This is a genomic window from Allostigmatella hybrida, assembly GCF_020103775.1.
GTDB classification, from domain to species: Bacteria; Myxococcota; Myxococcia; order Myxococcales; family Myxococcaceae; genus Hyalangium; species Hyalangium aurantiaca.
In genome coordinates, this window is sequence record NZ_JAHXBH010000009.1 from 151,396 (window position 1) to 165,217 (window position 13,822).

General features: G+C 69.4%; 13 protein-coding genes. 12 read left to right on the forward strand and 1 reads right to left on the reverse strand.

Annotated features, from left to right (window positions below; translation table 11 throughout):
- Nucleotides 1–21: 21 nt before the first annotated feature.
- The 11 genes from KY661_RS17415 to KY661_RS17465 all read left to right on the forward strand — a co-directional run bounded on the left by KY661_RS17415 (nt 22) and on the right by KY661_RS17465 (nt 10,045).
- A complete protein-coding gene (locus KY661_RS17415) occupies nt 22–1,203 on the forward strand; it encodes a thiolase family protein (protein WP_225411264.1) in 1,182 nt (393 codons plus the stop codon).
- A 31-nt stretch (nt 1,204–1,234) separates the two neighbouring features.
- Nucleotides 1,235–1,933, forward strand: coding sequence for a CoA transferase subunit A (locus KY661_RS17420; RefSeq protein ID WP_225411265.1), 699 nt, complete (start codon nt 1,235–1,237; stop codon nt 1,931–1,933).
- 10 nt (nt 1,934–1,943) lie between these two features.
- Nucleotides 1,944–2,600: a CoA transferase subunit B gene (locus KY661_RS17425; protein ID WP_075005435.1), complete on the forward strand. Its 657-nt coding sequence runs from the start codon at nt 1,944–1,946 to the stop codon at nt 2,598–2,600.
- A 12-nt stretch (nt 2,601–2,612) separates the two neighbouring features.
- On the forward strand, nt 2,613–2,981 hold the full coding sequence (locus KY661_RS17430; RefSeq protein WP_225411266.1) for a TIGR02266 family protein: 369 nt from the start codon (nt 2,613–2,615) through the stop codon (nt 2,979–2,981).
- A gap of 24 nt (nt 2,982–3,005) precedes the next feature.
- The gene (locus KY661_RS17435) at nt 3,006–4,292 is read left to right on the forward strand and encodes a class I SAM-dependent RNA methyltransferase (protein ID WP_225411267.1); all 1,287 of its coding nucleotides are present in this window, start codon (nt 3,006–3,008) and stop codon (nt 4,290–4,292) included.
- Nucleotides 4,293–4,304: 12 nt separating this feature from the next.
- The gene (locus KY661_RS17440; RefSeq protein ID WP_225411268.1) at nt 4,305–5,702 is read left to right on the forward strand and encodes a vWA domain-containing protein; all 1,398 of its coding nucleotides are present in this window, start codon (nt 4,305–4,307) and stop codon (nt 5,700–5,702) included.
- Between the two features lie 11 nt (nt 5,703–5,713).
- The gene (locus KY661_RS17445; protein WP_225411269.1) at nt 5,714–6,220 is read left to right on the forward strand and encodes a hypothetical protein; all 507 of its coding nucleotides are present in this window, start codon (nt 5,714–5,716) and stop codon (nt 6,218–6,220) included.
- Nucleotides 6,221–6,294: 74 nt separating this feature from the next.
- A complete protein-coding gene (miaB, locus tag KY661_RS17450; protein ID WP_317987272.1) occupies nt 6,295–7,698 on the forward strand; it encodes a tRNA (N6-isopentenyl adenosine(37)-C2)-methylthiotransferase MiaB in 1,404 nt (467 codons plus the stop codon).
- Nucleotides 7,699–7,769: 71 nt separating this feature from the next.
- Nucleotides 7,770–8,243, forward strand: coding sequence for a Crp/Fnr family transcriptional regulator (locus tag KY661_RS17455; protein WP_075005441.1), 474 nt, complete (start codon nt 7,770–7,772; stop codon nt 8,241–8,243).
- A gap of 28 nt (nt 8,244–8,271) precedes the next feature.
- Nucleotides 8,272–9,261 carry a hypothetical protein gene (locus tag KY661_RS17460; protein ID WP_225411270.1) on the forward strand — a complete coding sequence of 330 codons (990 nt, stop codon included), beginning with the start codon at nt 8,272–8,274 and terminating at the stop codon, nt 9,259–9,261.
- A 19-nt stretch (nt 9,262–9,280) separates the two neighbouring features.
- Complete coding sequence (locus tag KY661_RS17465; RefSeq protein WP_225411271.1) at nt 9,281–10,045, forward strand: DedA family protein; 765 nt, start codon at nt 9,281–9,283, stop codon at nt 10,043–10,045.
- An 18-nt stretch (nt 10,046–10,063) separates the two neighbouring features.
- Here the strand turns inward: KY661_RS17465 and KY661_RS17470 are convergent, their stop codons facing one another.
- Nucleotides 10,064–12,151, reverse strand: coding sequence for an Hsp70 family protein (locus KY661_RS17470; protein ID WP_398577203.1), 2,088 nt, complete (start codon nt 12,149–12,151; stop codon nt 10,064–10,066).
- 212 nt (nt 12,152–12,363) lie between these two features.
- Here KY661_RS17470 and guaB point away from each other — a divergent pair, with 212 nt between their 5' ends.
- Nucleotides 12,364–13,821, forward strand: a complete 1,458-nt coding sequence (gene guaB / locus KY661_RS17475) for an IMP dehydrogenase (RefSeq protein ID WP_225411273.1) — start codon at nt 12,364–12,366, stop codon at nt 13,819–13,821.
- Nucleotide 13,822 lies beyond the last annotated feature (1 nt).

The window sequence follows — 13,822 nt, forward strand, 5'->3', positions numbered from 1 at the left end:
GGTTCCCAAGGAGGCATTTCCATGGCTCGAACAGTCGTCATCGTGGGCGCGGCCCGTACCCCCATCGGTGCTTTCCAGGGCTCCCTGTCCAAGCTCACGGCGCCGCAGCTCGGCGCGGTGGCCATCAAGGCGGCGCTGGAGCGCGCCGGCGTCAAGCCCGAGGCCGTCCAGGAGGTCCTCATGGGCTGCGTGCTGCAGGCGGGCGTGGGCCAGGCCCCCGCGCGCCAGGCCCTGCGGCTCGCGGGCATCCCGGACAGCGTGCCGGCCACCACCGTCAACAAGGTGTGCGGCTCGGGGCTCAAGGCCGTCATCGCCGGGGCCCAGTCCATCGCCCTGGGCGACGCGGACGTCGTCGTCGTGGGCGGCATGGAGTCCATGAGCAACGCGCCCTACATCAGCCACTCGCTGCGCGGCGGGGCCCGCATGGGCAACGTGGAGTTCAAGGACGCCATGATTCATGACGGCCTGTGGGACCCCTACGACAACGTCCACATGGGCAGCTGCGCCGAGGAGTGCGCGGTGACCCAGGACGTCAGCCGGGCCCAGCAGGACGAGTACGCGCTGGAGTCCACGAACCGGGCCATCCGGGCGCAGAAGGAGGGGCTGTTCACCTCGGAAATCGTTCCGGTGGCCGTGCCCGGCAAGAAGCCCGAGGACACCGTCATCGTCACCGAGGACGAGGGCCCCCGCAACGCCCGGCCGGAGAAGATCGCCACCCTCAAGCCCGTCTTCAAGAAGGACGGCACGGTGACGGCCGCCAACGCCTCGTCCATCAATGACGGCGCCGCGGCGCTGGTGCTCATGAGCGAGGAGCGCGCCAAGGCCGAGGGGCGCACCATCCTGGGCCGCATCAGCGGCTACGCCGAGGCGGCGCGCAAGCCGGTGGAGTTCACCATCGCCCCCGCGGACGCCATCAACAAGCTGCTCACCAAGAAGGGGCTGAAGGCCGAGGCGGTGGACCTCTGGGAGATCAACGAGGCGTTCGCCGTGGTGTCCGTCGCCAACAACCGGCTGCTCAAGCTGGACCCGGCCAAGGTGAACGTGCGCGGCGGCGCGGTGGTGCTGGGCCACCCCATCGGGGCCTCGGGCGCGCGCGTGCTGGTGACGCTGCTGCACACCCTGAAGGACCAGGACAAGAAGCGGGGCGTGGCCTCGTTGTGCATTGGCGGTGGAGAAGGCATTGCCCTGATGGTCGAGCGGTGATTCTCTCTCCTTCCGGAGAACGAGGAGACGGATGAACAAGGTCATCGCGAGCGCGGACGAAGCGGTCGCCGACATGCCCGACGGCTGTACGCTCATGAGCGGCGGCTTCGGGCTGTGCGGCAACCCGGAGAACTTGATCGAGGCGATTCACCGCAAGAACGTGAAGCGCCTCACGATCATCTCCAACAACTGTGGCACCACCGACCTGGGGCTGGGGATTCTTCTCCAGAACAAGCAGGTGAAGCGGATGGTGTCCAGCTACGTGGGGGAGAACAAGGAGTTCGAGCGCCAGTACCTCTCCGGGGAGCTGGAGGTGGAGCTCAACCCCCAGGGCACGCTCGCCGAGCGCATCCGCGCGGGGGGCTGCGGCATTGGCGGCTTCTTCACCCCCACGGGCGCCGGCACCCAGGTCTCCGAGGGCAAGGAGACGCGGATGATCGACGGGCGGTTGCACGTGCTGGAGACGCCGCTCAAGGCGGACTTCGCCATCGTGCGGGCCTGGAAGGCGGACCGCTGGGGCAACCTGGTGTTCCGCAAGACGGCGCGCAACTTCTCGCCGATGATGTGCATGGCCGCCAAAACCACCATCGTGGAGGCCGAGCACATCGTGGAGCCCGGAGAGCTGGAGGGGGACCTCATCCACATCCCCAACATCTTCGTGCACCGCATCATCCAGGCGAAGAACCTGAAGAAGTGGATCGAGCGGCGCACCGTCCGCAAGCAGGCGTGAGGACCTTCCGATGCCCCTGACCCGTGAACAGATCGCGCAGCGCATCGCCAAGGAGCTGGAGGATGGCTTCTACGTCAACCTCGGCATCGGCATGCCCACGCTTGTCGCCAACTACATCCCGCCCGGCATGGACATCGTGCTCCAGTCGGAGAACGGACTGCTCGGCATCGGCCCCTGGCCGGTGGAGGGCGAGGAGGACCCGGACCTCATCAACGCCGGCAAGGAGACCGTGACGGCCGTGAAGGGCGCGGCCTTCTTCGACTCCGCCCTGTCCTTCGGGATGATCCGCGGCGGCCACATCGACATGGCCGTGCTCGGCGCCATGGAGGTGAGCGAGGAGGGAGACCTGGCCAACTGGATGATCCCCGGCAAGATGGTGAAGGGGATGGGCGGCGCCATGGACCTGGCGGTGGGTGCCAAGCGCATCTACGTGGCCATGGAGCACGCCAACAAGGAAGGCCAGCCGAAGATCCTCAAGAAGTGCTCGCTGCCGCTCACCGGCCTCAAGTGCGTGCACCACATCGTCACGGACCACGCCCTCTTGGACGTGACGCCCGAGGGGCTGGTGCTGCGCGAGCTGGCCCCTGGGGTGACGGTGGAGCAGCTTCAGCGCATCACCGAGCCGAAGCTGAAGGTGGCCCCGGACGTGCGCGAAATGAAGTTCTGAGGGACCGGCGCATTGGCCCCCTCCGAGAAGCTTCCCCCCCGGCCGCCGCGGCTCGAGTACGAGCTGCCGGTGGCCTACCAGTCGGTGTCCGGCTTCATCACCGACTGGGCCGTCAACATCTCCCGCGGCGGCCTCTTCATCAACACGAAGAAGCCGCTGTCGGTGGGCTCGCCCGTGCGGCTCATCGTCTCGCTGCCCGGCACGAAGTTTCCGTTCGATCTCACCGGGCGGGTGACGCGCATCAACACCGCCCACAACGGGGCCAACCACGTGCCCGGCATGGCCATCGAGTTCGTGAACGTGGATGACGAGAAGCGGGCCCTCATCGAGCAGTTCGTCGAGCGGCTGCGCGCGGAGCTGCCCGCGGACGATGCGGGCTAGGACTCACCCCTGAGCGTTCCCCCCATGCAGCCCCTGCCTGACACCCCCATCGAGCTGACCATCGAGCGCCTCGGACAGCTCGGTGAGGGCGTGGCCTCCTGGCAGGGCCGCACCGTCTTCATCCCCGGTGCGTTCCCGGGCGATGTGGTGCGCGTGCACCTGGAGCAGCAGGGCCGGGTGCTCCGGGGGCACCTGCGCCAGGTGCTCACGGACGGCGCGGACCGGCGCCCCTCGCCCTGTGCCGTGAGCTCCGACTGCGGCGGGTGTGACTGGCTGGAGCTGGCCGAGCCCGCCCAGCGCGCCGCGAAGCAGGAGATCGTCCTCTCCACCCTGGAGCACCTGGGCCGCCTGTCCCGGGAATCCTTCACCGTGCGCCCCCTGCTCGTGGCCCCCCGGGACTTCGGGTACCGGCGGCGCTCGGTGCTGCACTTCGCCAAGGGCGCCCTGGGCTTCTTCGGGCGGCGGAGCCACGAGCGGGTGCCCATCTCCGTGTGCGGCGCCCTCACCCCGGTGCTGACGGCGCTGCCGGGCAAGCTCGCCCCCCTGCTCAAGCCCCTGGCCAAGGACGCCGAGGAGGTGCACCTGCTGGCCGAGGGGGAGAAGGCCTCCTTCGCGGTGATGATGACCGGGCCGGTGTCCGCCCGGCACGTGGAGGCCGCCGAGGCCGCCCTCCGGGCGCTCCGGCTGGAGGGGGCGGTGCTGGTGCCGAAGGAGGGCTCGCCCCGGCTCCTGGGCAAGCCCGCGCTGCGCTCGCTGTCCCCGCTGCGGCCGGAAGTCCCCCTGTACCTGCGGCCGGATGCCTTCGCCCAGGCGCACGCGGAGGCCAATGTGGGCCTGGTCACCTCGGCCATCTACGAGCTGGGCGCCCGCGAAACGGACTCCGTGCTGGAGCTGTACTCGGGCAACGGCAACTTCACCTTCCCGCTCGCCGCCACCGCCGCCTCGGTGCTGGGCGTGGAGTCCTCCCCCGTGGGCGTGGAGCTGGCCCAGCGCAGCGCCCGGGAGGGCGGGGTGGCCAACGTCCGCTTCATCCAGGGCGATGCCCGCAGGGTAGTTCAGGGCCTCATCGGCGAGCGGCGCACGTTCGAGCTCTGCCTGGCGGACCCGCCCCGCACCGGGGCCCCCGGACTCGCACTCCAAGTATTATCACTGGGAGTGAAGCGGGTGGTGTACGTGGCCTGCGATCCGGCGTCCCTGGCGCGGGATGCGGCGGACCTGGTGAAGGCGGGGTACCAGCCCCGGGCCTTGCAGGTGGTGGACATGTTCCCGCAGACGCACCACGTGGAAGCGGTCATGTCGTTCGAGCGTTGAGGGGGAAGTCCCATGGACGCCCGTATCGTCGAGTTCGCCGAGGTGCTGCGCCAGAACGGTGTTCGCGTGAGCACCGCCGAGGTGCAGGACGCGCTGCGCGCCGCCTCGGAGGTGGGCCTCAAGGAGCGCGCCGTCTTCCGCGCCGTGCTGCGCACCACGCTCATCAAGCGCGAGCTGGACGTGGACGTTTTCAACCGGGCCTTCGACTTCTACTTCTCGGGCGCGGCGAAGACGTTCGAGGCGCTCGACAAGTCCCTCTTCAAGCAGCTCGAGGAGGAGGGCTACCTGAAGGGCGACGAGCTGACGATGGTGCTCTACCAGATGCACCTGCTCTTCCCGGAGATGTCGCCCCTGGCTCAGGCCATCCTGGAAGGGGACCGGGCGAAGCTGGCGCGCATCTTCCGCTCCGCCACGCTCCAGCTCGACTTGTCCCGCATGGAGAGCGGCCTCCAGACGGGCTTCTTCTCCCGGCGCCTGCTGGCGGCGGCCGGCATGGAGAAGGCCCGCACGGACCTGAGCGCCATGGAGGCCGAGCTGGCCGCGCGGGGCCTGTCCACCGAGGGGCTGGAGATCGTCTCGCGCTACGTGGCGGACGCGATGCGGAAGATTGAAGACGCCGCGCGCCAGGAGGTGAAGCGCCAGGGCGAGGCGCGGATCCGCGTGCGTGGGGACTCGGCGGAGGACAAGCCCCTGCACCTGCTCAGCCAGGCGGAGGTGGACCAGATGCAGTCCGCCGTGCGCACCCTGGCCGAGAAGCTCAAGAGCCGGCTCATCCGCAAGCAGCGCTCGCACCGCAAGGGCACCCTCAACGTGCGCCGCACCCTGCGCCGCAACCTGCCCTGGGGCGGGGTGCCCATGGTGCCCCTGTTCCGCTCCCGCCGCCCCGAGCGCCCCGAGGTGGTGGTGCTCTGCGACGTGTCGGACTCGGTGCGCACCGCGGCCCGGATGATGCTGCTGTTCACCTACACGCTGCAGGAGCTGTTCGTGCGCGTGCGCTCCTTCGTCTTCGTCTCGGACGTGGGCGAGGTGACGCGCTACTTCCAGGACCTGGAGGTGGACCAGGCCATCGACCTGGCCACCGCGGGCAAGGCCGTCTCCCTGAGCGGCAACTCCAACTATGGCCGGGCGCTCGCGGAGTTCACGAGGGACCACCTGGGCAGCATCACCCGGCGCACCACGGTCATGGTCATCGGGGATGGCCGCAACAACTACAACCCCGCCAACGTCTGGGCGCTGAAGGACTTGAAGCGCAAGGCCAAGCGGCTGCTGTGGATCTGCCCCGAGCCCCGGGGCAACTGGGGCATCGGCGATAGCGAGATGCTCACCTATGAGAAGCACTGCCACCAGGCGGTAGTGGTCAATTCCGTGACGGAGCTGGCCCGCATCGCCGATCAGCTCGTCCCTTCCTAGAGGATTCCCCCATGGCCCCGTCCTACTTCGACGAACTCAATGCCTCCGTCACCAGCGAGGTGCTTGCCGCGGACGACCGGACGCTGCGGCTGGCCGCCGCCCCCCTGACCGGGGAGGAAGTCGCCGGGCTGCTTCGCTACCAGGAGACCTTCCTGGGCATCGCCGAGGCAGACCGGAGCTCCGAGGGGCTCGCCCGGGCCCACACGGAGGCAATCAAGGCCTCGGGGCTGCGGGAGGCCCGGCGGGTGGACCAGGGCAACGCCATCATCCGCACCTTCGCGGGCCAGCGCTGGGCCGCGGGCCAGCTCCGGGACAAGCTCCAGCAGCTGGAGGCCCAGCCCGGTGCCGAAGCGCAGGAGCGCCACCAGCGCATCCAGCGGGACTTGGCCAAGCTGGAACAGCGCACCGCGCTGCTCGCCCGGCGGTACGGGGACGAGACGCTCGCGCTGCTGCGCCAGCACGAGGCACGGCTGCTGCCGCTCCACGTCCGGATGGCCCAGGTGCTCAGCCAAGGGTGAGGCAGGCGCCCTTCGGCGGTTGCATTCCCACTCCAGGCAGCGCATAAAGGTCCGTTTTTCAACGGAAAAAGCCCATGAAGCGATACTTCATCCATACCTTCGGCTGTCAGATGAACGTCAACGACTCGCTTCGAATGAGCGAGGCGCTGGCGCAGATCGCCTACACCCCGACGCCGACGCCGGACAACGCGGACCTCATCATCCTCAACACCTGCTCCATCCGGGAGAAGGCCGAGGACAAGATGCTGTCGGCGCTGGGCCGCTACCGGCCGGTGAAGGTCAGCCGCGGGGCGCTCATTGGCGTGGGCGGCTGCGTGGCCCAGCAGGAGAAGGACAAGCTGCTGAAGAAAGTGCCCTACGTGGACTTCGTCTTCGGGCCGGACAACATCGGCAAGCTGCCGGAGATCATCTCCCGCGTGACGCAGGACCGCGAGCGGGTGGTGGAGACGGCCTTCGTGGACTCCGAGGAGTACGTCTTCCCGCGCGCCGACGCCGAAACCTCGCGCGGCAAGGTGACCGAGTTCGTCACGGTGATGAAGGGCTGCGACAACGTCTGCTCCTTCTGCGTGGTGCCGCACACGCGCGGCCGCGAGGTCAGCCGGGCCTTCCCGGACGTGCTCACCGAGGTGGCGGACCTGGCGCGCGTGGGCGTGCGCGAGGTGACGCTCATCGGGCAGAACGTCAACTCGTACCGGGGCGGCATCAGCTTCGCCCAGCTGCTCTTGCGCACCGCGGAGGTGCCCGGCATCGAGCGCGTGCGCTTCACCACCAGCCACCCGCATGATCTGTCCGACGAGCTGATCGACGCGTTCCGCACCCAGCCGAAGATTGCCCCGCACTTCCACCTGCCGGTGCAGTGCGGCTCGGACCGCATCCTGAAGATGATGCGCCGGGACTACACGGTGGAGCAGTACCTGGAGCGGCTGGCGAAGCTGCGCGCCGCCCGGCCCGGCATCGCCGTCACCACCGACATCATCGTGGGCTTCCCCGGGGAGACCGAGGAGGACTTCGAGATGACGATGAAGCTCACCGAGCAAGTGCGCTACGAGAGCCAGTTCTCCTTCATCTACAGCCCCCGGCCCAAGACGGGCGCCGCCCTGCGCGAGAAGGACTGGGGCCCGGTGCCCCACGAGGTGAAGATCGCCCGGCTGGAGCGGCTCCAGAAGGTGCAGCGGAAGATCTGCGGGGACATCGCCGCCAGCCAGGTGGGGCTCGAGGTGGAGGTGCTGGTGGAGGGCCACTCCAAGTACGACGCCGGCAAGCGCTTCGGGCGCACCCCGGAGAACCGCACGGTGAACTTCGACGGGGATGCTCCCGCCGGGGCCATCGTGAAGGTGCTCGTGGAGAAGGCCACCCCCAACCACCTGATGGGTAGGCAGGTGGCCCTGCTGATGTCACCCACGGTGATACCTCCTGCCGCCGAGACCTTGCCCCCCGGAATCGTTCCGCCCGTCCGCCTTCCCCTCGTCGAGGCGTGAGCGTCCCCCTGTTTCCCAGGGAGCCCGTGCCAAACGCTGACGTGGGAAGAGGGACGTGGTAGGACCTACCCATGGCCCTTGTGGTGCCCGAGACCGTGCTGAAGGCGTGCCCCATCTTCAAGGGGTTCACCGATACTGGCATCGCGATCTTCGCCAGCATCGCCGTCCCGCGCGCCTTCCCGAAGGGCTCCCAGCTCTTCGCGGAAGGGAAGATGGGCGAGTCGCTCATCATCGTGGGCGAGGGCACCGTCCGCCTCAGCGCGAAGAGCCCCACCGGCGAGGAGATTTCGCTCGGGGATGTGGGCGCCGGTGAGCCCCTGGGCGAGCTCGCGCTCGTGCAGAAGGGGGAGCGGCTGTGCAGCGCCACCGCCATGACGGATGTGGCCGCGCTGGAGATCCGCCACGCGGACTTCCAGAAGCTCCTCATCCAGAAGCCCCAGGCGTGCGTGAAGCTGCTGATGGGCATCGTCGCCTTCTTCGGCCAGAAGGCCCGCGACAACCGGGACATGCTCCGCACGCTCGTGGGGAAGGCGCCCGCGGCCTGAGTGCCGCGTGCTAGCCTGCATGCCCCTCATGCGTGCGTGCGCTCCGCTGCTCGGCATCCTCCTGCTCCTCGGGGCGCCCCCGGTCCGCGCCCAGGAGGACTGGTTCGCCAGCCTGTACACCCCGGGCGGCATCGAGCTGCGCGCCGACACCCGGGTCTTCTCGCTCTACGCCCTGCTCAATCGCACCGGGTACGACACGGGCACGCTGCGGCGTGAGCACCCGGTGCCCGCCTGGCAGTACACGCCCGCCCGGGCCCGGGTGCGCGAGGCGCTGGGCGGCGCGGACCCCTCCGTGGCGCAGCGGGCCCAGGCCTTCTTCGACGCCCACCCGGTGCCCCTGGAGCGCTACCTCGCCGTCACCGTCCGCATGCAGGACGAGGACGCCCCGCCCGAGCCCCGCGAGTTGGCGGGCCTGGAGGTGCTGCTCGACCGGGTGGAGGCCCACTGGCCCGTGCCCGCCCTGCGCGCGGAGACCTTCGCGGACCACCGGGCGGCGATGCGCGCCTACCTCCCCCTACTGGATGCGCCCTGGCGGCGGACCCACCAACTGCTTCGTTTGCCGGAAGGGCAGCCCGCGCTCAGGGTCGTGGTTAACCTGCTGGACGCCGAGGGACAGGCCCACGGCTTCCGGACCGGCCAGGGGGCCGTGGTGGTGGTAGGCCCCAGTCAGACACCCGCACTGGAGACGGTGATGTGGGAGTACGCCCGAGCCATGCTGCCCCCTCGGATTGCCGAGCAGGCCCAGGCGCGTTGGGCCGCGGGGCCCGCGCTGCTCCGGGAGGCCCAGGCCCTGGGGGCCAAAGAGACGACGGTGGGTGCTTATGCCACCGCGCTGCTCAGCCGCGCCCTGGCGCTCGCGGCCCTCGGGGCGCCCCCTTCCGCCTATGACAAGGCAGGGCGGGAGGGCTATTTTGGCCTCCAAGCGCTGGCTGGGAGTTTTGATAACCCGCGCCCGGTTGATGGCTGGGCACTGGAAGGGCTGGCTCGTGTAGGTTCCGAGCGCCCCTCCCGGAAGTGAACGAGAGCGAAGGACAAGCGTGCAAGAGCTCCTCACCAATCTGCTGGGTAACACTCAGGGCTTCCTGGCCTATGCGGCCGTGTTCGGCATCCTCGTGGCCTGCGGGCTGGGGGTGCCGCTGCCCGAGGACATCTCCCTGATTCTCGGAGGGTTCCTGGCCCACAAGGGCGCCGCGAGCCTGCCGGTGATGATGGCTGTGGGCTTTGGCGGCATCCTCGTGGGCGACAGCCTCATCTTCTACGCGGGGCGCCGGTTGGGCACCCACGTGGGGAAGAACCAGAAGGGGGGCTTCTTCGCCCGCCTCATCACCCCCGAGAAGCGGGCCAAGGTGGAGGGCCTGTTCGGCATCCACGGGCAGAAGATCGTCATGATCGCCCGCTTCATGCCGGGTGTGCGCGCGGTGACGTACTTCACCGCCGGCTCGGTGGGCATGCCCTACTGGCGCTTCATCTTCTGGGACGGGCTGGCGGCGCTCCTGTCCGCGCCCGTCTTCGTGTGGCTGGGCTTCCACTTCGGCAGCGAGCTGGACTTCCTCATCGGCAAGTTCAAGGAAGGGCAGTACGTGGTGATGGCCGCCCTGGCGGTGGGTGGGGTGGGCTTCTTCCTCTGGCGGCGGCGCAAGGCGAAGGCGGCATTAGCCGCGGCCCAGGCCGTGACGCAGCCCCCCGTGGTGCGCGTCCCGGTGGAGGGCCCCGTGGCCTCCGCCCCCCGCGCCGCCCCGTTCATGGATGCCGCCGAGAAGCAGGCCGCGGCCCTGTCGCGGGCCCCCGAGCTGCAGAAGTAGGCAGGCCCGCCGCGCCGCTCACCGGCGCGCGAAGAGCCCCTGGAGCCACCCCACGACGCCCTCCCTCCGGGGCGGGGCCGGGGAGGCCTCCGGAGAGGGGGAGGCCTCCTCCCGGAAGGTCTCCTCCAGCGCCAGGCGCGCCTTGACGGCCTCGGGCGTGTCCCGCGTGGAGAAGGTGCTGGTGACGCGCTGGCCCGTCACGGTCTCCTTGGCCGTCACCTTCAGCAGCGACTCCTCGTTCACCTCGAAGGTGATGGCCACCTGGAGCTGGCCTCGCGGCAGCGCGGGCAGGCCGCTGAGCTTCAGCGTCCCCAGGTACTCGTTCTCCACCACCCGGTCCGAGTCCCCCTGGAAGATGGTCATCTCAATCTCGGACTGGCCGTCGTGGCTGGTGCTCAGCAGGTAGCTCTTGAGCGCGGGCAGCTCCGCGTTGCGGTCCAGCACCGGCTTGAAGCGCCCCCCCGGCAGCCCCACGCCGATGGCCATGGGCAGCACGTCGATGAGCACCACGCCTTGCTGCTGCTCGAGGCTGGTTGCCAGCAGCGCCGCGCCCAGGGCCACCGCCTCGTCCGGGTGGACGCCCTTGCTGGGCGCCTTGCCGAAGAAGGTGGAGATCTTCTCGTGGATCCGGGGGAAGCGGCTCTGGGCGCCCACCAGCACCACCTCCTCGATGTCCCGCACGGTGAGCCCCTTGGCCCGGAGCACCTCCTCGCAGACCTCCAGGGTGCGGTCCACCAGCGTCTCGGTGAGCGCGATGAGCGTGTGCCGGGTCAGCGTGACGTCCAAGTCATACGCCGTGTCGTCGATCATCGTCACGAACGGCACGTGGATGCGGCTGTCCAGGCGCTCCGAGAGTGCGCACTTGGCCCGCTCGGCCGCGTCGTGCAGCCGCTGCATGGACACCCGGTCCCCCTGGAACACCTTGCCCGTCTTCTTCTGGAACTCCTCCAGCAGGTACTCGACGATGGCGTTGTCGAAGTCGATGCCCCCCAGGAAGGTGTCGCCCCCGGTGGAAATCACCTCGTAGACGTTGCCGTGCAGCTCCAGCACGGACGCATCGAAGGTGCCACCGCCCAAGTCGTACACGAGGATGCGCTGGCGCAGCTTGCGCCCATGGCCGTAGGCGAGCGCCGCCGCGGTGGGCTCGTTGAGGATGCGCTCCACGTACAGCCCCGCGAGCCGGCCCGCCTCCCGCACCGCCTGGCGCTGGTTGTCGTTGTAGTAGGCCGGCACGGTGATGACGGCCCGCGAGACGGGCTGGCCCACCTGGTTCTGCGCGATCTCGCGGACCTCCCGGAGGATGAGCGCGGAGATCTGCTGCAGCGAATAGACGCGGTTGCCCAGCTTCACCGCCGCCTCGCCGCCCTCGCCGGGGGCAATCTCGTAGGCGAGCCGGTCCTTGATGTGCTGGACGATGGGCGAGTCAAACGCCCGGCCCACGAGCCGCTTCGTCCCGTACACCGTCTGCTTCGGGTGGGTGAGCAGCTGGCCCTTGGCGGGGTGGCCCACCACCAGCTTGCCGCGCACGTTCAGGGCCAGCAGGGAGGGCACGGTGTTGTGGCCCTCCCGGCTGCGGAGCACCTCCGGCTTGCCCTGGCGCACGTAGGCGGAGCACGAGTTGGTGGTGCCCAGATCGATGCCGATGATGGGCCCCTCGCGCAGGGGCTCTCCGGTGGGAGGCTCGAACGGCGGGGCCACCAGCTCCACGGGGCCAGGGGCCACCGGCGCGGGGGGCGGCTTGGGCGGAGGAGGGGACGAGGGGGGCGCGTACTCCGGCGCCCCCACCCCGGGAGGCAGCGGTGGCAGCCGGGAGGAGGCATCCGGGCGGCCGGCGAGCGCCCCCTCCAGGAAGCGCTTCGTCTCGGGATCCAACGTCAGGAAGCGCAGCCCCATACCGGGCACGCCCGTGCCCTTCCGCCCGGTGACGAAGTGGACCACCGCGGACGCATAGATGATGCGGGCGCCCGAGGTGAGGCGCAGATCCAGGGTAATCAGGGTGCCCGGTTCTTTGATCGTCTTGGAGCGCAGGTAGATGCCGCCCCAGGTGACGTTGGCGCTGTACTTGGCGGCGAACTCTTCCGAGGTGGCGAAGGGCAGTTTGACCACCAACCCCACCGGCCCCTCTTGCTTCGATTCCGTCAATGCGCGCGCCCGGCTGGGAGGAAGGCGCGGAGTATCGCCCGAAGCCTCCGCGGACGGACATCAAAACCACGGCCGTCCGGCGGCCAGGCATCCGGATCATTGCGAGGGCGCCCCAAGCCGCGTATGCAAAAGGTTCCGCCGGGCACGGGTGCCCTGCGGCCCCTTCCGGAGCCCCCATGCTGCCCACCGATGTCCGGCTCGCGCTCACCTTTGATGACGTTCTGCTGCTCCCGGCCGAGAGCTCGGTTGTTCCCAAGGAGGTCGAGCTGTCCACGCGGCTCACGCGCCAGCTGCGGCTGAACATCCCCCTGCTGTCGGCGGCGATGGACACCGTGACCGAGTCCCGCGCGGCCATCGCAATGGCGCAAGAGGGCGGCATCGGCGTCATCCACAAGAACATGACCCCCGAGCAGCAGGCGCTCGAGGTGCTCAAGGTGAAGAAGTTCGAGAGCGGCATGGTGGTGGACCCGGTCACCATCGAGCCGGGGGAGCCGCTGGCCCGGGCGCTGGAGCTGATGCGCCACCACGGCATCTCCGGCATCCCCGTGACGCAGGGCCGGCGCCTGGTGGGCATCGTCACCAGCCGCGACGTGCGCTTCGAGACGAACCTCTCCCAGAAGGTGGAGCAGATGATGACGCGCAAGCTCATCACCGGGCGAGAGGGCATCACCCAGGCCGAGGCCCAGACGCTCCTGCACCAGCACCGCATCGAGAAGCTCCTCATCGTCAACGAGGCGTTCGAGCTGAAGGGGCTCGTCACCATCAAGGACATCGAGAAGCGGCGCACCAACCCGAACGCCGCCAAGGACGCCAAGGGCCGGCTGCTGTGTGCCGCCGCCGTGGGCGTCTCCGCGGACCGGGAGGCCCGCATCGACGCGCTGGTGAAGGCTGGCGTGGACGTCATCGTCGTGGACACGGCGCACGGACACTCGCGCTCGGTCATCGACGGGGTGCGCGACACGCGCAAGAACTTCAAGGGCTTCGAGCTCATCGCCGGCAACGTGGCCACCGCCGAGGGCACCCGGGCGCTCATCGAGGCGGGCGTGGACGCGGTGAAGGTGGGCATCGGCCCCGGCTCCATCTGCACCACCCGCGTGGTGGCCGGGGTGGGCGTGCCGCAAATCACCGCCGTGGATGACTGCGCGCGCGAGGCGAACAAGCACGACATCCCCATCATCTCGGACGGCGGAATCAAGTACTCGGGCGACATCGTCAAGGCGCTCGCCGCGGGGGCCAGCTCCGTGATGATCGGCTCGCTGTTCGCGGGCACCGAGGAGGCGCCCGGCGACGTGATTCTGTACCAGGGCCGCAGCTACAAGAGCTACCGGGGCATGGGCTCGCTGGGCGCCATGAAGCAGGGCGCCAAGGACCGCTACTTCCAGTCGGACGTGGACGCGGTGAAGCTGGTGCCGGAGGGAATCGAAGGGCGCGTGCCGTACAAGGGCACCCTCGCCATGAACGTGCACCAGATGCTGGGCGGCATCCGCAGCGGCATGGGCTACGTGGGCTGCGGCACCATCGAGGAGCTGCGCCACAAGGCCCAGTTCATCCGCATCACCTCGGCCGGGCTCAAGGAGAGCCACGTGCACGACGTCATCATCACCGAGGAAGCGCCCAACTACCGGGTGGAGTAGG

Coding starts and splice junctions, on each gene's coding strand:
- KY661_RS17445 (WP_225411269.1), top strand. CDS start 5,714: ATGGCCCCGTCCTACTTCGACGAACTCAATGCCTCCGTCACCAGCGAG.
- KY661_RS17440 (WP_225411268.1), top strand. CDS start 4,305: ATGGACGCCCGTATCGTCGAGTTCGCCGAGGTGCTGCGCCAGAACGGT.
- KY661_RS17460 (WP_225411270.1), top strand. CDS start 8,272: ATGCGTGCGTGCGCTCCGCTGCTCGGCATCCTCCTGCTCCTCGGGGCG.
- KY661_RS17435 (WP_225411267.1), top strand. CDS start 3,006: ATGCAGCCCCTGCCTGACACCCCCATCGAGCTGACCATCGAGCGCCTC.
- KY661_RS17455 (WP_075005441.1), top strand. CDS start 7,770: ATGGCCCTTGTGGTGCCCGAGACCGTGCTGAAGGCGTGCCCCATCTTC.
- guaB (WP_225411273.1), top strand. CDS start 12,364: ATGCTGCCCACCGATGTCCGGCTCGCGCTCACCTTTGATGACGTTCTG.
- KY661_RS17425 (WP_075005435.1), top strand. CDS start 1,944: ATGCCCCTGACCCGTGAACAGATCGCGCAGCGCATCGCCAAGGAGCTG.
- KY661_RS17420 (WP_225411265.1), top strand. CDS start 1,235: ATGAACAAGGTCATCGCGAGCGCGGACGAAGCGGTCGCCGACATGCCC.
- KY661_RS17415 (WP_225411264.1), top strand. CDS start 22: ATGGCTCGAACAGTCGTCATCGTGGGCGCGGCCCGTACCCCCATCGGT.
- miaB (WP_317987272.1), top strand. CDS start 6,295: ATGAAGCGATACTTCATCCATACCTTCGGCTGTCAGATGAACGTCAAC.